This is a genomic window from Rahnella sp. BIGb0236 (genome assembly GCF_004364755.1).
In the GTDB taxonomy this organism is placed as follows: Bacteria; Pseudomonadota; Gammaproteobacteria; order Enterobacterales; family Enterobacteriaceae; genus Rahnella; species Rahnella victoriana.
The window spans coordinates 1-17,249 of sequence record NZ_SOAO01000001.1 but is presented as its reverse complement, the minus strand read 5'-3'; the positions used below and the strand labels follow the sequence as shown (position 1 = coordinate 17,249).

The window sequence follows — 17,249 nt, the reverse complement described above, 5'->3', positions numbered from 1 at the left end:
CCACTGCTTTTCATCCTGACGCTTTTCATTCATCTGTCTTTCAATCCGAAAAAAGCGTCAGGCTATTGCTCTGTGCCTGGCAATATTTTTGTATAACGCAATACGATTTCCGACCTGTAATTTATTAATCAGACGGGTGCGGTGGGCATAAAATGTTTTCATATTCATGCCCAGCCTTTCGCCTATCTCATGGGTACTCAGCCCGTTCTGCATACCGAGTAACACTTCCTTTTCCCGGCCGGATAAAGGATGCCTGACCCGGTAATTAAACCGCGCATTATCCACCAGCAGACAGGACAGGACTTCTTTTACCGGCGTTCGCCGGTCAATAAACGTCACATTCTCCAGATGGCAGTGCGTGTAATAATCGAGATCACTGGATATAAAGGCAAAAACTTTTCTATCCTGGAATAAGCAGGGGCTGGCCTGCAAATGATTTGTCGTCTCCACATCCACGATATAATAATTTTCATCAATCAGCTCGCGTGACAACAGCGCACTCAGGCCGAGGATGAAAAAATAATCGTCAGAAATTACGGAGTTTGATAAATCCATATAACTTCCCTTTCTGAACTGTCCTTTTATGTATTCATACGTCATTAAATACTGTGGTTTGCTTTTATAAAATTTACAGAAACTACAAATTTATGACACCCCTAATGCACCGGCCCTTTTCCGGACCGTTAAAACTATTCACATACGCTGACTTTTTTGCTATCAACCATAAAAAACACTGCAAAACAATCAGATAACCACACAAACCACCGCAATGCGCGATAATTTCAACATTTAGAAACGCCGTAATAAATAGGTTTTTCTTAATGATTTGCGATGATTTGATAGTCATAACTTGAGAAAAAACCAAAAATGGAATTTTCTTAGGGAAAATACCTGATTGTCGCCGTCGTTTTATCGTTTCAGATTAGGGTGAATTTTACACTGTTAACAAATGACCAACATCAGCCTCGGATTATTTTTATGTACGTCAGAGACTACGCCTGTAGCCTCCCTCTGAAATAACCGCATTACGGAAAGTTGTTTATTATTCATTTAAACGGAATGCTTTAAAACCACTGCCCTTACTTTCACTTTGCGGTGCGTTATGCGTCTTTTTAATCAGATATTTTCTGCCGCCCTGCGGTCTGGCCTGTTTTGCAAATATCTGCGGCAACGCCACGCACTGCTTTTTATGCTTCGCCGGGCAATCAATAAAAATCAACTCATTCCGTTTATTCAGCCGATTGTGGATGCCCGCACAGGAAATACCGTGGCGGGCGAAGTGCTGATGCGGTGGAAACATCCTGCGCTGGGGAATATCTCCCCGGAGTGTTTTATTCCGCTGGCGGAGCAAAGCGGTCTTATTTCCCGCATTACCGCCTACGGTATTCAGTCGGTGGCCCGCACCATTATCTCAACGGCGTTTATTTACCGCCCTGACACCACGTTATTCTTTAACGTTGCCGCGAAGGATTTTGAAAATCACGACATTCTTCTCGCCTGCCAGCGCTTTATGCAGCAAACCGGGCTGCCCGATTTATGCATCGGTCTGGAAATTACCGAAAGGCAAGCCGTGACCGGATCCGATCTGTTGCAGGAATTGTGCGAAAAACTGGAAGGTCTGGGCGTCCACCTTTCTATGGATGATTTCGGCACAGGAAATTCGAATTATCATTACCTGATGCTGTTTCAGCCGCGTTATATCAAGATCGACAAACTGTTCACCTGCGGGATTGAAACCGACCGCAGTAAAGCCGCCATTGTGCGCAACATTGTCGCTATCGCCCGCGAACTGCATTGTCTGACCATCGCCGAAGGGGTGGAAACCGGCTCACAACGGGAAACGCTGGCGGCGATGGGCGTCAGTCATTTTCAGGGCTATTTCTTCTCCCGCCCCGTGGAGGCGTCAGTGTTCTTTCATCAGCTGATGGAGCCGCTTCCCCTGCGCTGAAACGGTCTTTTCATCTCACGCCACAAAAAAAGGCGGGCTGCTCTGATGCAGTCCGCCTTTTTTGTTATCCGTAATGAAGGTGTGTTACCAGTTGATATCCAGGGTCGCCGCCGCCGTGGCCGGGCCAGGTTCTGCCGTCGGGTGCGGACACAACACCCACACCAGATTGTCAGACCAGGACTGCGTGGAAGACACCGTGCGCAACGTCGCTTTGCTGCTATCCATACGCATGGACGAGCCTTTGGTGGTACATCCGGCCTCTGCGCTGGCGTTTGCGCCCATAAAGCCACGGATATCCCCCGCAATACCGCCGCCTGCGGTCGAGATCATCGGCAGCGTATAATCATCGCCTGCCTGGGTTTTCGGGGTCACGGAATAGGTGATATCCGCGCTGGCACCGACGTCGTTAGTACAGTTCACATTCAGCGAAGACTGCACCGCAATCCCCTTGCCGTCCGTTGCCTGACCCGGCGTCACGTCACCGAATGGCACGACCGCCGCAGTGTTCATCGAACATTGCGTTTTGGCCACGACCAGGTTGGCGAAGTTCAGTGAGAGCTGCTTGTTGGAGCCGCTGGTTTTATGCAGCACCAGATAGGTCGTCGGTAACGGCCCTGCCGCGGCCGTTGGCGACACATACACCCCGTAGGTCACATTGAGCGAGGTGATGGTTCCATCCAGACTGCTGAAGTTGCCGCTGATCGGGCGCTTTATCGCCGCACAATGCGACGCGGTGCCCGGCGTCTGCCAGTCAGTGGTAATGGCCCCTTTACTGTCCCAGGTGGCGGAATAGGTGTCGGTGACCACGTTGGCGTTGGCTGTCGGCGTCGCCGTAATGGTTGTCGCGTTCAGGCTGCCGGTCAGGACAATCAGCACGCCCGGTTGGATCTGATAGCCCGACCAGCCGTCTATGGTGGTGTAGGGCTCGCCTGCTATTGAGCAGGTTGCGGCATTGTTGTCATTCGGCGTGGTTTTCCAGGCCGCCAGTTTCCAGCCCCAGCTGTAGGTCAGCGCGGTGGATACGTTATAGGGACCGTTCGCGGCCCCGTTGATGGTCGGCGCCCAGGTGCCCATCCGGGTGTAACCCTGCGGAAGGTTCATCGCGAAAACCTGCTGGCATGACAACAGGGCAAAAGCGGCCATGCAGGTGATCCCGCGTCGGCGGAAGGCTTTCGCCAAAAAACGCTTAAAAACAGACATCTTATTTCCTATATCAACAATTTGTAGAGACGAAAATCTGGCCCGATGAGGTTGATTACCAGCTCATGTCAAGCGTCACCGCCGCCGTGGCAGGACCGGGTTCTGCGGTCGTCCGCGGGCATAACACCCAGACCAGTGGATCAGACCAGTTCGTGCTGGTAGTGACCGTGTGCAGGCTGACTTTGGTGCCGTCCATCGGCAGTGAGGACGTGCGGTCTGCACAACCGGCTTCTGTCGTCGCGGATGCGCCCAGAAAACCGCGCACATCACCCTCAACGGTGCCGCTGGCCGACTTCATCGGGATGCTGAAATGGTCACCGGCCTGTGTTTTCGGCGTTACCGAATAGGACACCGGCAGTGCGGTGCCGGAAGGATTGCTGCACGTCACATCCACCGAGGAGTTCACCGCGACCTTGCGGTCATCCGGCGTGACATCACCGAAGGCAATCGCAGGCGTTGAATTCACCGTGCAGTCCATGCCACTCCACGCCAGCGACAGGATACGCCGGTCAAAGGTCGCCGGCGTGACGTTCCAGCGGTAGCCACGCGCGGCCTGTGCGTAGACGGTTTTTGCTGCCATTTTGGCGGCTCCCGGCTGCACATAGACGCCGTAACCCATCGCCGACTGCGAGCCGCCGCCGCTGTTCATTTCCACCGCGCCAAAAGACTGATTAAAGGTGGTCATCACCCCCAGACAGTCGGTGCGAATACTGACGTCGCCGCTGCCGTTGCCGGATTTGTCCCATGACGCGGACGACACGGTGTTCAGATCCGGCGCGCCGTTAGGGATAAACGTGCCACCGGTGGCGTTCGGGTTCATGGTCCCGGAATTGATGACAATCTGACCGGATATGGAACCGAACGGGATCATCAGAATGCCGGGAGAAATCTCATAACCGCGATAGCCGTCATAGGACTTCATCGGATACATCGATGCGCATTCCGCGCTGGGCACCGGCACGGGGGAAACCACCACGGTGCCCGCGACACCTGATGCCATAAAAGGCACCACGTTTTGTGAGTAATACCAGCCGGGTTTGTTGGCCGGAATGGTATCGCCGTCGGTCCATGTCAGCCGGGTATTGACCACGTCACTGACCACCTGATACCCGGATTTGAGTTCAAGCGCGGCGCTGTTCACTCCCCAGAAAAGGGTCAGGGCACCTAAAAACATCCTTGCTGTCATCACAGCTCCTTAAGAAATGAGGGATTGAAAATGCCGCGCCCGGGAGCGCGGCCTGTTATCAGCGGCATTCGCCATCAAGCTGAATGACCGGCATTTGCGCCGTCGGAGCCAGCCCTTGCAGGTTGTAACTGACGCGGCACTGTTTATCGCTGCCTTTACCCCAGCTCACGGAGAGCTGGCCTTTTTGCGGCAGACCGGTCAGATAGACCTGCCCGTTATCGCCAACGATACCGGTGATCTCCTCACCGCCGGCTTTCTCCGCCAGCGAGGCGGTGGCACCGAACGGCACCACGCCTGCCCCGCCCGCACGGGTCAGGGTCATTAACACCTGATAACCGATGCGCGTGGCAAAGTTGGCTTTCACCACCGCGCCGTTGGTCGGATAGACCGTCTGCTGGTTCTGTGGCAAATCGACGTTATCCGGCAAGGTGGACGGATCCAGACCGATGCTGTTGCGGCTGTAATCCGACAGATACGGCACCACGGCGAAACCACGGGAATCCGTCTTGCCGCTGCCGTTCGACAGGCTGACATCCTGCGCACCCGGCGCACTGACCAGCGCCACCGAACTGCCCAGCGAACGTGACAGCGTCACGCCTTCACTGTGCACAATTGCGCCGCCGCTCATGTTCAGGTTCATCGAACGCATGTCGTTCGAATAGCCGTAACCCGCCGCCACGTTGCCTTTGCTGCCCTGATAGCCAAGATTCAGGGTGCTGTTGCTGACCTGATCCTGATTCCCCCAGCCCTGCATCGCGCTGTACGACACCTTGCCGTCAGTAGTGCTGCCGCTGAGTCCCGCCTGATTCTGCGTGCGCCCGTGGTTGTCATGGGTGATCTGACTGGTGGCATAGGCATTTTGCAGCGCCGGTGCCGCAGTAAAGATGCTGAACGGCACGTTCACGTTGAACGACACCTGACGGTTTTCCGGCCAGTCGCCGTGACCTTTCATGCGGTCAACGGTGTAGTAAAGTCCGTAACTGACGCTGTGATAACTGCCGTTATAACCGGCAGACAGGCTGGTCAGCGTTTTGGTGGATCCCCAGTAATCATCACGGCTGGCGCGCAGGCTGACCGAGCCGAGATTGCCGAGCTGCTGCGAGACCTGAGTCTGGAAGCTGCTGCGGCGACGGCTCATCACCCACGGCGACACGTCTTCACGCGCCGAATAACCGATGCTGTTGTATTCCGCGAAGCTGTAATAGTTGCGGGTCGAATACCGCAGCGCGGTCAGATCAAACGAGGTGCCGGTGGTCAGCAGACTTTTCGAGTAGCGCACCCGCCATGAACTGCCTGCCTGACGATCTTCATGTTCCAGTCTGGTGCTGGAAAACGTTCCGTCTGCCGACACCGCCCCCAGGTCGCCCATCGACACGCCGGTCCCCATGCTCAGCGCACTGTAGTTCTGCGACGCCAGCAGGCCGCCGTACAACGTCAGGTTTTTCGGCAAACCGTAGATCAGCGTGGTCATCACAAAGTCAGATTCGCGCGAACCCTGGGTGTTGCCGCCGTTGTAGCGTCCGGCCGTGGCTTCGTATTTGATTGCCCCCGGTCGCAACATCACCGGCAGCGACGAATACGGCACCACAAAGCTGTGCACGCTGCCGTCGGCTTCCGTCACCGCCACATCAAGGTCACCGGAGGTGCCTGCCTGATACAGATCTTTGATTTCAAACGGCCCCGGTGCGACATACGTTTCGTACACCACATAACCGTTCTGGCGCACAGTGACGCGGGCATTACTGCTGGCGACACCGCTGACCTGCGGCGCAAAGCCTCGCAGACGGGATGGCATCATCTGTTCGCTCGAACTCAGCTGCACACCCCGGAACGGCACGCCGTCCAGCACGTCGCTGCCGGTGCTGGTTTCCCCCATCGTGACGCGAGAGCGCCAGTCGCGGATATCCCGTGACAGGTAAGTATTCGAAAAACGCGTGCTGTCGCTGCTGTTACTGCTGCTGTCGGCATCCGAATGGCTGTGCGTCAGCGTGCTGCGCAGACGCCATGCGCCGAGGTTGGCCCCGGTCTGCACGTTGGCGAACAGGTTATTGCTGGTCCGCGTGTCGCTGTTGATACTCTGCTCGTTGCGTCCGGCGCTGAGGTTGTAGTTAAACAACATCGCCGGAATACCGTCATCCCACTGCGCCGGATCCGACTGGCTGTCCTGACCCGCCTGCATCGCCACCTGCGGAATACTGAGGTCAAGACGCAGATGCGACAGATCAAACTTCACCGTCGATTGCGGGATCAGTGCGCTCAGATCGGCCACCGGCTGGTCTTCCGGCAGTCCTTTAAACGCAGGCAACTGACCGACGTTGACGCCAAGTGCGCCAAGCATTTCCGGCGTCAGTTGTGGCATCACATTGCCCTGAGTATTTTTGCTGAACTGCACATCCCGTGAAACCGCTTCACGCTGGTTCACATATACCGTGACCGGATACGTGCCTTCGGCCATCCCGCCCGCCTGAGAAAAGGCGGAAAGATCCACATCAGATGTGCCGGTGCCCAGTGACAATAATTCAGGGTCGAAATAATCCGCCGCCCAGCCAGGCTGGCAGCTCATCAGTACAAAAAGGGCGAGCGTTTTGCGCGGGAAGGCGCGGGTGCTGGCTACCATGCCGTTAGTCCTTAAACAGGACGTCAATGTCTTACTCAAAATCGTTCCCTGCTCTGCAATTAGTGATTTTCTGCGCCGGTTTTCCCGGCGTTACAATGTCTGGCGCTGCAACGGCGTCACCTGACTCTCTTCATCCAGCACCTGCCATTCCACCGCGCCCTGCGCACCGCCGCTCACGGCGTATCGCTGCTGGCCTTTCGGCGGCACCAGCTTGCGCAGTTCAGCGGCCGGAAGCGGTTTTCCGCCCACGCTCAGCTGGCTGAAGTTCAGGTAAAACGGCGTCGGGTTATCCGCCACCAGCACATCGCCTTGCAGGCTGAAACGCAGCTGCTGCACTGCCTTTTTCACCCCGCCTTCCGGCAGTCCCTCCGGCCGGTAAAACAGCTTGAGGTTGTTCACCACCGCCACCACCAGTTGCCCGCCGTTCTGGCTGGCTTTATCCGGCACGGACGGAATCCCTTTCACCGACAGGTAAAAGACCGATTCCCGATCCTGCGGCAGCGACATGTCGGTGATGCGCAACCGCAGCTGCAACGGATCGCCCGGCTCCACGCGCTTTAACGGCGGCGTGACCAGCAGCGGGATCGTCGCTGACGGGCCTTTGCGTTCCTCTTCTGCCGCCGGTAAACCGGTGGCGGCATCCAGCGGACGGATCCACGACTGCATCAGATACGCGCGGTCGGTGTTGTTGGTCAGCGACCAGGTGATGCCCTTCTTCTCCGACGCCGGATAGACCAGCCGGAACTGCGTGAGCGACAAACCGGCTGGCTGTTCCGGCGAGGCGAAACCCGGCATCGCCACAGCCAGCGCCGTGGCGACCACCGCGACACACGCCGGTAATTTCAGGGAAAATCTCATGGCGCTTCTCCGCTTTGCACGGCGGCGTGGTAAACCGCACTGTTACCGCCATAGTCATTAATCACCGACCAGTGCGCCTGCCGCGGATGGCCGGTCAGCGGATAACTGACCGACGAGAACGGCGCAATCATCGCCCCCTGAGTGCGGACGTCGATCTCCGTGCCGTCGAGCTTCAGGTGCGAGAAGGTCAGGTAATACGGCGTCGGGTTGCCGACCTGCACCTTTCCGCCGGTCAGATGAAACGTTAAACGTCCCTGCGCTTCTTCCGGTGCCAGCGACAATCCGGCCGGGCGGTAAAACAGCTTGATGGTGTTCCGGATGCCGACAGACACCCGCGCCGCCAGCGAGGCCTCGTCCGCCGTTTCCGGCAGCGTCATGGCCGGTACGGCGATCGCGGTGAAGTAAAAGACCGACTCCCGATCGACCGGCAGCGCGGCTCCGTCCTTACGCAAAATCCGCAGGGTGTTTTTGCTGTTGGCTTCCAGCCGGAACAGCGGCGGCGTGGCGAGAAACGGCGCGGCTTCATGGCCCTGCGGCAGTGTCACCACCGCCGACTGCACCAGATAAGGCCGCGAGCCGTTGTTTTGCAGGGTCAGCGTTTGTGCGCTGTCCCCTGCCTGAAAAATGACCCGCGTGCGGCTGAGGCCGATGCCGCCGTCTGCGGCGGCCGCGCCCTGCACCAGCGCCATCAGGACGCCGGTTATCAGCACCATGCGGCGTAAACACAACGAAATAACATGCACGGCTCACCCCTTACTGGTAGGCAAAATCAAAGGTCACGGCGGCATTCAGCGTGCCGCCTTTGGTGGCGGCATCGGCGCATTTGTTCCCGCAGGACAGCGCCACGCTGAGCGGGATGCTGACGCTGCCGCCGTCAAAGGCCGACGCGCTGAGCAGCACCGGCAACACGGTGTTGTTGTTCACCACATCGCCGGTGGCCGTGGCAATGTGCACGCCATAGTTCACCGCCTTGGTGGTGGCCGGTTGCAGGAACAGGAAATCGCCCATACTGGTATTCCCCACGCCCGACACCTTCACGCCCGGCTTTTGCACCGCACCGACAAACCCGGCGCACTGCGACACGGTGAGGGTCAGGGTCAGCGGATTCGCCAGACTGTCGCCCTGGCGGATCGCCGATGACGACACGTCACCAAAATCCAGCGACGCCGGAGCAGAAACCTGACAGGTCGGCGCCTGAAAGTTCGCGGAAAACTGCACATCCGTTGCCGCCGGACAGCTGGCTGTCGCCAGCAGGAACAGGCAAAGCGATGCCCTCAGGGCGAAGTGACGTCCTGATAAAGAGTTATGATTTTTCATCGTGTCTGTCTGTTGAACGCGTTAGGGGAAAATAAAGGCGAAGGTGATCCGGGCGCTGACTGCACCCGCCGTCGGCATCGGGTCACCATTGCTGTGCACCAGTCCCACGGAGAAAGGCTGCACGGCGCTGTTGTCGCCGGTGACCGTCACGGTATCGCCCGGTGCCACGGTATCAGCGGCGTTATAAAAATCGCTCAGGTTGGTCAGCGTGCCTTTTTTCAGCATAAAACCGGCGTACTTCGCCGTTGAACTGGCGGCACGGAACAGCTGAGCGTCATTTAAGCCTGACGACTCACCGGTCACACTCAGCGCAGGTGTCTGCCCCTGCATATCCGTGCAGTCGAGCGTCACCGCCAGCGGCAGGATTTGCGCGGTGCCGGTGGCGAACTGCGTGGTGTTTTGATTGCCAAAACTGAGGCTGGTCTGATCCAGCGACACCTGACAGCTGCCATCGGTGATGTTGGCTTTAATGTCTGTCGTGGCGGCCAGCGCCTGACTGACCGGCATACCTGATAACATCAGCAGCAGGCCGGAAGAAATATGTTTAATTAACCGTGCCACGGAACGCCTCCACGCCACCAAAATCATTAATCGCGGCCCACTCAGCTTTCCCCTGCCCGGCGGTCACCGGATAGGTATTGGCAGCAAACGGCGCAATCATGCTGGTGCCTTTGATCACATCGAGTTTCACTTTCTTGCCATCAATCATCAGCTTATTCAGCGAGATGTAATAAGGCGTGGGATTGCTGACGTTGACGCCCTGACCTGTCCGGACAAACTGTAATTTGCCCATCGCCTCTTTTTGCGTCATCGGCAAATTATCCGGACGATAGAACAGCTTGATGGTATTGCCGGTGGCTACCTGCAATGTCCCGCCGACATTCTCCGTGCGGGTCTCCAGCCCGGTTTTACCGGTCGGGATCGCCATAATATTCAGATAAAAAACCGACTCCCGGTCATGCGGCAGAGCATTCGCTTTTTTCAGAATACGAATTTTATTGGTGGAATCAGGCTCAATACGAAATAACGCCGGTGTCGGAATAAACACGCTGTCTGTCGTTTGGCCTGAAAGGGATCCGGAAATACCGACATTAATAAGATAAGGTTGATTTTGTGAGCGGTTATTAATGTCAATACTCTGCGCACTGTCAGCCCCGTTAAAAATAACCCGTGAGGCACCCAGCGAAATACTGGCTATCGCCGGTGCGGTCAATACCAGGCTCAGGCTGAGAATAAACGCCCACTTGTGATAACACTTCATACTGTTCCTGCCCGTTAAACGAAAAAGAGAGGCCGTAATAACCCTCTCTTTTCTGTACTGCTTATAGTGACGTTCTGAAACCGCTTACGCTTAGTTGCTGACGTAAGAGATTTTCACTGGCGCGTGGTAAGCACCCGGCTGAACGTTCGCTTTATCCAGCACTGCCATACCGGTGTTGAAGGTATAGGTCAGCGCGCCGGAAGCATCCGCTACCACAGGGATGCTGGTGTTGTTGGTCACCTGAGTGGTGCCATCTTCACGGGTCAGCATGAAGCCTGCGGACTGGCCAACATCGCTCAGGAACACGGTTTCGTTACCGGTCGCAACAATGCCGCTGACCTGCAACGCGCCCGCTTCGTCTTTGCTGCAATTTTTCAGGGAAACCAGCAGAGGCTCTTCACCAATCTGTTTTTTCGCTGCGTCGAAAGCGATTCTAGAGAAAGAACCGACGTTCAGGGTGGAAGCGCCGTTATTTGCCGTCACTTCACACGTGGTGTCGACAATATTGCCCTGCAGCTGGACGTCAGCCTGAGTAGCAGCCTGAACCTGACCCGCCATAGCCATCATCAAAGCAACAGGCGCAAGGGCGATAATTTTATTCATTACTAAATCCTTTATTCAATATAAGTATTACGACAAGAGAAAAGTTATTTCAGCCTGCCTTGGCTGAGGAGGAGATAATACGCAGGGGAGAAAAGATAAAATATCAGAGAGGCTTTATTTTCACGAAGGGCGCAGACTACAGGTGTAGGACAACAAATATATCGCAATGGCAGAATTTATTAATGGCGGGCAGTTTTAGCATACATTTCAATGGCGCTGTTGAACATCCGTATTTGTTGTTCCAACGCATTAAGATTTTCTTTAATCACCGGCCCGGTTTCTCCGGCGGCCAGGGCGTCTTCTAATTTTTCGGCAAGTTCATGCAATGCCGTCGCACTCAGCAGTTGCAGGGTGCCGTTAAGGCGGTGCAGGTGATGTTGCAGGACGCCCCATTCCTGCTGCGCCAGCGCCTGTGACGCGGCGGTCAGATCATTTTCATTCTCCGTCCGCGCCTGTTCCAGCATCTGCATCATCAGTTTTTTATCACCGAGACTGTGCGCTTCCAGCGTCGGCATATCGACAAACTCTTCCAGCGCCAGACTCGCGGCGGGCAGGTTCATGCCGCTGAGCGCGGCTTTCAGCTGTTGCAGGTCGATGGGTTTAAACAGGCACATATTCATGCCCGCCGCCAGACAGCGTTCTTTTTCGTCGGTCTGCGCGTTGGCGGTCAGCCCCCAGATCACCATCTGCTGGTCGCGTTCGCGCACCCGCCGGGTCAGCGTGATGCCATCCATATGGGGCATATTCAGATCGGTGATCAGCAGGTCATACTCTTGTTTTTGGATCAGACTGAGTGCCTGAAGGCCGTCTTCGGCCTCATCCACATGGTAGCCGAGCATGTCCAGCTGGCGGCGCAGCAACAGCCGGTTGGTCGGATTATCTTCGGCAATCAGGATGCGCAAGGCGGCTGGCAGGGTCGCCTGCTGTTCGGCGATCAGCGGCACGGCGGGCGCATGGTCAGAGGATTGCGTCATCAGCGTGACCATCATGGTGGTGCCCATGCCCGGCTGACTGGCGATGCTCATCTGCCCGGCCATGCGTTCCACCATTTCACGGCAAATCACCAGCCCCAGCCCGGAGCCGATATTGCGCTTGCCGACCTGCGTCTGACTGAAAGGTTTGAACAGTTGCTGCTGCTCACCGGCGCTGATCCCCGGTCCGGAATCCCGCACGCTGAGTGACAGATACACCCGCTCCTCGCCCAGCGCCTGCGTGTGCGCCATCACTTCGACGCCGCCTTCCTGCGTAAACTTGACGGCGTTACTGAGCAGATTCGCCAGCACCTGTTTGGTGGCCTGCGGATCGAGCCACAGGGTTTTGCCCGCTTCGAGGCGGCAATCCACCGTCAGCCTGAGGTTTTTCTGCCGCGCCAGCCCGTCGAAATTCGCCACCGTGGTATGGATCAGCGAATCCAGATCGACCCATTCCGGTGTCAGGGTGAAATTGCCCGACTCGATTTTTTCCATGTCCAGCACGTCACCAATCAGGCCGATCAGCGTCTGCGCGGTGCTGTAGGCCAGTTCGATGGTGTCTTTCGCTTCTTCCGCGCTTTGTTTACGGGTGGTCAGTAATTCCAGGAATCCCATGATCGAGCTGACCGGCGTGCGGATTTCATGGCTCATGCTGGCGAGAAAACGGCTTTTCGCCTGACTGGCATCGATGGCTTTGTCTTTCTCGACCTGCAACGCTTTCATCAATTGGCGGGATTCGGTGATGTCCTGCCAGCCGCAAATCAGGGTGGCGGGCAACTCATCCGGCATCCGGCATGAGGTGAGCCAGTGCAGGATCAGGCGATCTTCTTCGCCGTTGTTCAGCACCAGCTGATGAGTGATCACCGTATCCGGCGTCAGCCCTTTCTGGATTTCCTGCTGCACATCGGGGAACACATCCGCCAGCGGGCTGCGCCGGTCATACAGCGAATAGCGCATGGCCTCGCGGCGTTCCGGCGTAAAGAATTCACCAAAGGCGCTGTTGTAGCTTTCCAGTTCACCGTCCGGCGTGATGACATACACCGGCACCGGAATGGCGTTGGACAAGGTCTGGCGCAGGATCAGCTGATAACTCAGCGCCGCCTGCGACGCCTTGCCCCGGCTGATCGCCCGCAGAAGATAGACACCCCACAGCAGGCTGCTGATGACCAGCAATGCGGCCAGCCCCGCCACCAGATAAAATGGCCGGTTATACAGATTCCAGGTGCCGATTTTCACATCCGGCGCTTTCACCCATTTTCCGGCCAGATTGAGGATCTCTTTCGGCGGAATATCATCCAGCGCCTTGTTCAGAATACTTTGTAATTCCAGCGCGTCACGCGGGATTGCAAAGGCAATCTGCGCCGACGGCTCATCCGGAATGCGGGTGTAGGTCATCATCTCAGGATAATAGTGATCGATGATAAACCGCGACGCGAGCTGGGTAGACACCACGGCGTCCACATCGCCGAGCATCAGTTTGCTCAGCGCCGTACTGGTATTTTCGGCAATCACCCAGGTCACGCCGGGATATTTCTTCTTCAGTTTTTCACTCAGCGGATGATACGCCGGTATCGCCACTTTCGACCCCGGCGACAGACTATCCTCGTGCCCGCTCGTGTCGCGGGTCACCAGCACAAACGGCGTGGCAATAAACGGATGGGTAAATAACATCTGCTCTTCGCGTTCGGTACTGTAAGTGGCGGTCGGCAAAATATCCCAGCCACCTTTGCGCATGATATTCACCATGTCGCTGTTTGAGTTGGCGATCACCGGCTCAAAGGACAAACCGGTCTGCAACTGGATCAGGTTGAGAATATCGCCGAGCAGGCCGCGGATTTCCTGATTGTCATCAATCATGCTGAACGGCGCGTAATACGGGTTGATCAGCACATGCAGCACCGGATGGCGGGAGACCCAGCGTTCTTCCTGCGGCGTGAGTTTCATCGCCTTATTTAAAAAGGAAATATTGCCGTTATCCACCCAGGACTGCGCCACCTGTTTGTGCGTCTGCTCGCTCAGGGAACTGATAAAGGTATCGAGAATGCCCCGTAACTGCGGCTGGCTGGCGAGCACAATAAACGCGTTGCCGGTCTGCGGTTCGCGCCAGAATTTCACCATGTCCAGCGCCTGATAAAAATCGCGCACCAGAATAAAGCTGGAGGTGAGATTGTTGCCAAAAAAGTAGTCGTTTTCTTTATTGGCGACCGACGCCAGCGCCAGATAGTTATCCGCATAGGCGGTGATCTGCGCCTGCGGAAACACCGTTTTGATAAAGGCGTCGGAAGGATAGCCTTGCTTAATCGCCACTTTCACCGCGTCATGCTCATCCGACAAGGGTTTCATCACATCGGCCTGACGGGTCACCAGCGTCGGAAAAGCGCGGACCAGCGGCAGCGAGGCGGTGAACGGTGCCGCCAGCGGTTCTCCCCCCGACGGGGAAGTCAGGATCAGATCAAGGTTGCCGCCCTGAAGTGCCGCCAGGGCCTGTGGCTGATTCGCATAGTGTTTGATCACCACGCGGACTTGCAGGGAATTTTCCAGCAGCAACAGATAATCGGCGTTCATCCCCCGGTAGCGACCGGTGGAGGTGTTCATGTTGAGCGGCGGGGTTTCCGTGCCATACACGCCGACAGTCAGTGTCCGTTTGGCCGCCAGCCACAGCAGATCGAGATGGCTTAACGGCAGCGCAGGGGTAAAGACCTGATAATCGCTGGCAAGGGTGAGGGTTACCGGTTCAGGCGTGGCGGCGCGCAGCGGGCAGACGACCGCCAGCAGAAGAAACATCACGGCCATCACCCGGCGGATCATGGCATTACCCGATTTTATTGCGTTGGGCAAAAGAGAAGAGATCCATTAACGACCTGCAGTTCAGTTTTTCCATTAAACGGCTTTTGTAGGTGCTCACCGTTTTATTGCTGATGTTCATCTCCGAGGCAATTTTCATATTATCGGTACCCGCGAGAATATAACGCATCACTTTGATTTCCTGACTGGACAGCGACTGCAACATTTCCTGCTCCGAGGAAAGACTGCCCATAAAAGCATGCAGGGATAAAGGGAAATAACTGTAGCCATTCAGGGAGGCATTCACCGCCGCGATAATATTGGTCATCCCCTCTTTTTTACTGATAAAGGCATTCGCCCCCGCATCGGCACTGCGTTTGCCGTAAAACAGATCGTTTTTGGCAGAAACCACAATAATAATGCGGCTAAACGCCTGCTTGCGCAGTTTCTCCACCACCTCAATGCCGCTCATCACCGGGATATCGACATCCACGATCACCAGATCCGGGTACAGCTGATCCACCAGTTGCAACGCCTGTGCGCCATCACCGGCTTCACCGACCACGGTGATCCCCTCGCTTTCCAGCAGGTTTCTGATCGCCATACGGGCTAGCGGATGATCGTCAACAATGACCGCATTTAATTTATGGGTTTTGCTCATGCTCTGGCAGTCTTCTTTTTCAGCAACGGGACTATTTTCAGTCTACCTACTCCGAATGCCCATTTCTATGCACATTAAGAAAAATAGTACCGGTTAATTAATTTTCCCTGCGGACTTCACGTGTAGGATATTCCCTGCAAAAGTTTCCGATGCGTCTGGTGTATTTCATCGGCCGTGACGTTTATTCTTACTTTTCAATTTAAATGATGGATCACCTCAACACGCCCCGGTCTGCGTGGGGTTTACTATTCTCATGAAGAGAACCAATGCACAATTAATTTGTCTGGCGTTACTTTTTATATTTAACTTACTGTCTGTTCCCTGTTGTTATTTTAATTCGACACCACCGCCAGAACCCCGCCGTGCTTATATTGCCAGAAATCTCCTCCCGGTTTCCGCTCCCGTGAATAAACCGGCGGAGCCGGTTATGCCGGTGAAGCGTATCGAAACGGTCAGCATGGCGAAAGCACGTTACGCCAGAGATGACCGTAATAACGCCCGAATTCTGAAAGCGCAGATGGCCTATCAGCAGGCACTGAATGATTACAACCGCCGGATCCAGTACGGCGGCGCGTCGGCAGTGTCGCAGGAAGATATTCAGCACGCCCTGATCGCCGTGAACAACAGCAAAGCCGCGCTGGATAAAGCCATTCAGAAATACCGGCGCACCTTGCAGGCTGATCAGCGTCAGCTTTAATGTTGGTCTTTTTGCCGGTCGTCAGTAATAGTTAATTTTGACGATCACGGACGCCTCAAACTGCCCGAGCGTCAGCGCCCGGCCGGGAATGGCACTCAGTCTGGCGCTGAAATTTTTCGTCACCTCATTCACGTTATTCAGTGCGGCAAAGTCATCGTAACGGTTAAAGACAACCGGCTGATCCTGATCGTTATACAGCATCAGTCTGGCGCCGTTTTGCAGGTCAATCGCCGTGTTATCCAGCAACGGACTGGCGGTGGAAAACTCCGCCTGTAGCGAGAAATTATCCAGACATCCCTGTTTCACCGCCCTGATGGCAAACGGCAGCGAAATGCCGGACGAGCGCGATAAGGTGGTTGACTGGATCGCGCCGAAATCCACAATCTGGGATTCCGGCCAGACTTTCAGGTCAGAACCGCAGGCCAGAAAGCGGACCCCCTGCAATCCCGACAGATTATATTTAAGGTTTTTCGCCCCCGGCGTGTTGTTGACGCGGCTGCTGCCGTCGAGCTGAAACACCGTAAACTGATCCGTCCCCTGATAATACCCGGCGGAAGGCGGCGTGCCGGTCACCTTGATATACAGACGAAACGTCACATCCAGCGTCACACTCCCGCCCCGCTGGATCGGCGTGCTGTTGGTGCTGGTGCGTTGCTGATCCTGCTCCAGTTCCTGCCCGTTGTAACTGACGCCCAGCCTTAATCCCTCGCCAATCGACTGGGATTTGGGGTTGAAGTAAAAATGCACCACGTCAATGATCGACCCCAGCACGTTGTCGCAGTAGGCTGTCACGTTGATGTCATTGGATTCCCACACCTTGGTTCCAGGGGGAACATTGGCCGGGATCGCCAGTTGCCCGACCGGGATCGCCGGTTTATCCACGATGCCGGTGCCTTTTTCGACACAATCCAGCGCCAGCGCGTGACGGGAAAATAACAGCACCAGCAGAATGGCTGCCATCCGCCACGGGAGTAATCTGTACATAGCAGGCATCACCTTTCCTTAACGTTTTACGGGCTTGCTGACGATCTGACACGGCGAGGTCTGGCAGCGGTATTCGTTCACCTGCAAACCGCCGTAATCGTCCATGTAACCGAGGCTGTATTGGTTACTGACATAGCGGCTGCCGGTGAGATTTTCCGTCGC

The 17,249-nt window shown here is 55.9% G+C and carries 15 protein-coding genes; 2 read left to right on the top strand and 13 right to left on the bottom strand.

Translation table 11 applies throughout. The features are described 5' to 3' along the window. Window positions 1–57: 57 nt before the first annotated feature. Window positions 58–555 carry a helix-turn-helix transcriptional regulator gene (locus tag EDF78_RS00080; RefSeq protein WP_095925623.1) on the bottom strand — a complete coding sequence of 166 codons (498 nt, stop codon included), beginning with the start codon at window positions 553–555 and terminating at the stop codon, window positions 58–60. Between the two features lie 547 nt (window positions 556–1,102). Between EDF78_RS00080 and EDF78_RS00075 the strand changes: the two genes are divergently transcribed. Beyond that, on the top strand, window positions 1,103–1,948 hold the full coding sequence (locus EDF78_RS00075; protein WP_133822187.1) for an EAL domain-containing protein: 846 nt from the start codon (window positions 1,103–1,105) through the stop codon (window positions 1,946–1,948). A gap of 84 nt (window positions 1,949–2,032) precedes the next feature. Here EDF78_RS00075 and EDF78_RS00070 read toward each other — a convergent pair whose 3' ends face one another. The 11 genes from EDF78_RS00070 to evgA all read right to left on the bottom strand — a co-directional run bounded on the left by EDF78_RS00070 (window position 2,033) and on the right by evgA (window position 15,406). After that, on the bottom strand, window positions 2,033–3,148 hold the full coding sequence (locus tag EDF78_RS00070) for a hypothetical protein (RefSeq protein ID WP_133822186.1): 1,116 nt from the start codon (window positions 3,146–3,148) through the stop codon (window positions 2,033–2,035). Window positions 3,149–3,203: 55 nt separating this feature from the next. Continuing rightward, window positions 3,204–4,334 carry a hypothetical protein gene (locus EDF78_RS00065; RefSeq protein WP_133822185.1) on the bottom strand — a complete coding sequence of 377 codons (1,131 nt, stop codon included), beginning with the start codon at window positions 4,332–4,334 and terminating at the stop codon, window positions 3,204–3,206. A 58-nt stretch (window positions 4,335–4,392) separates the two neighbouring features. Continuing rightward, entirely contained in the window at window positions 4,393–6,951 is a 2,559-nt protein-coding gene (locus EDF78_RS00060) for a fimbria/pilus outer membrane usher protein (protein WP_095925619.1), read from the bottom strand. A 90-nt stretch (window positions 6,952–7,041) separates the two neighbouring features. Then, window positions 7,042–7,809, bottom strand: a complete 768-nt coding sequence (locus EDF78_RS00055) for a molecular chaperone (RefSeq protein ID WP_133822184.1) — start codon at window positions 7,807–7,809, stop codon at window positions 7,042–7,044. Then, entirely contained in the window at window positions 7,806–8,552 is a 747-nt protein-coding gene (locus EDF78_RS00050; RefSeq protein WP_133822183.1) for a molecular chaperone, read from the bottom strand. The genes EDF78_RS00055 and EDF78_RS00050 overlap by 4 nt, the downstream gene beginning before the upstream one ends. Before the next feature lie 10 nt (window positions 8,553–8,562). Next, window positions 8,563–9,126: a fimbrial protein gene (locus tag EDF78_RS00045; RefSeq protein ID WP_095925616.1), complete on the bottom strand. Its 564-nt coding sequence runs from the start codon at window positions 9,124–9,126 to the stop codon at window positions 8,563–8,565. Between the two features lie 21 nt (window positions 9,127–9,147). After that, entirely contained in the window at window positions 9,148–9,687 is a 540-nt protein-coding gene (locus EDF78_RS25660; protein ID WP_233432942.1) for a hypothetical protein, read from the bottom strand. After that, complete coding sequence (locus EDF78_RS00035; protein ID WP_133822182.1) at window positions 9,671–10,387, bottom strand: molecular chaperone; 717 nt, start codon at window positions 10,385–10,387, stop codon at window positions 9,671–9,673. Before EDF78_RS00035 ends, EDF78_RS25660 begins: the two co-directional genes overlap by 17 nt. A 90-nt stretch (window positions 10,388–10,477) precedes the next feature. Next, window positions 10,478–10,990, bottom strand: a complete 513-nt coding sequence (locus tag EDF78_RS00030) for a type 1 fimbrial protein (protein ID WP_095925614.1) — start codon at window positions 10,988–10,990, stop codon at window positions 10,478–10,480. Between the two features lie 179 nt (window positions 10,991–11,169). Beyond that, window positions 11,170–14,799, bottom strand: coding sequence for a transporter substrate-binding domain-containing protein (locus EDF78_RS00025; RefSeq protein ID WP_133822181.1), 3,630 nt, complete (start codon window positions 14,797–14,799; stop codon window positions 11,170–11,172). Further along, window positions 14,774–15,406, bottom strand: coding sequence for an acid-sensing system DNA-binding response regulator EvgA (gene evgA, locus EDF78_RS00020; RefSeq protein WP_095925612.1), 633 nt, complete (start codon window positions 15,404–15,406; stop codon window positions 14,774–14,776). The genes EDF78_RS00025 and evgA overlap by 26 nt, the downstream gene beginning before the upstream one ends. 427 nt (window positions 15,407–15,833) lie before the next feature. Between evgA and EDF78_RS00015 the strand changes: the two genes are divergently transcribed. Further along, window positions 15,834–16,103 (top strand): hypothetical protein, encoded by a 270-nt coding sequence (locus tag EDF78_RS00015; protein ID WP_119824504.1) that lies wholly within the window; start codon window positions 15,834–15,836, stop codon window positions 16,101–16,103. Between the two features lie 21 nt (window positions 16,104–16,124). Here EDF78_RS00015 and EDF78_RS00010 read toward each other — a convergent pair whose 3' ends face one another. Beyond that, entirely contained in the window at window positions 16,125–17,087 is a 963-nt protein-coding gene (locus EDF78_RS00010; RefSeq protein WP_243839396.1) for a fimbrial protein, read from the bottom strand. Between the last annotated feature and the right edge of the window lie 162 nt (window positions 17,088–17,249).

Excerpts from the sequence above, each read along its gene's own strand:
- EDF78_RS00080 (WP_095925623.1), bottom strand. The coding sequence starts at position 555 with ATGGATTTATCAAACTCCGTAATTTCTGACGATTATTTTTTCATCCTC.
- EDF78_RS00075 (WP_133822187.1), top strand. The coding sequence starts at position 1,103 with ATGCGTCTTTTTAATCAGATATTTTCTGCCGCCCTGCGGTCTGGCCTG.
- EDF78_RS00070 (WP_133822186.1), bottom strand. The coding sequence starts at position 3,148 with ATGTCTGTTTTTAAGCGTTTTTTGGCGAAAGCCTTCCGCCGACGCGGG.
- EDF78_RS00065 (WP_133822185.1), bottom strand. The coding sequence starts at position 4,334 with ATGACAGCAAGGATGTTTTTAGGTGCCCTGACCCTTTTCTGGGGAGTG.
- EDF78_RS00060 (WP_095925619.1), bottom strand. The coding sequence starts at position 6,951 with ATGGTAGCCAGCACCCGCGCCTTCCCGCGCAAAACGCTCGCCCTTTTT.
- EDF78_RS00055 (WP_133822184.1), bottom strand. The coding sequence starts at position 7,809 with ATGAGATTTTCCCTGAAATTACCGGCGTGTGTCGCGGTGGTCGCCACG.
- EDF78_RS00045 (WP_095925616.1), bottom strand. The coding sequence starts at position 9,126 with ATGAAAAATCATAACTCTTTATCAGGACGTCACTTCGCCCTGAGGGCA.
- EDF78_RS00035 (WP_133822182.1), bottom strand. The coding sequence starts at position 10,387 with ATGAAGTGTTATCACAAGTGGGCGTTTATTCTCAGCCTGAGCCTGGTA.
- EDF78_RS00030 (WP_095925614.1), bottom strand. The coding sequence starts at position 10,990 with ATGAATAAAATTATCGCCCTTGCGCCTGTTGCTTTGATGATGGCTATG.
- evgA (WP_095925612.1), bottom strand. The coding sequence starts at position 15,406 with ATGAGCAAAACCCATAAATTAAATGCGGTCATTGTTGACGATCATCCG.
- EDF78_RS00015 (WP_119824504.1), top strand. The coding sequence starts at position 15,834 with ATGCCGGTGAAGCGTATCGAAACGGTCAGCATGGCGAAAGCACGTTAC.
- EDF78_RS00010 (WP_243839396.1), bottom strand. The coding sequence starts at position 17,087 with ATGTACAGATTACTCCCGTGGCGGATGGCAGCCATTCTGCTGGTGCTG.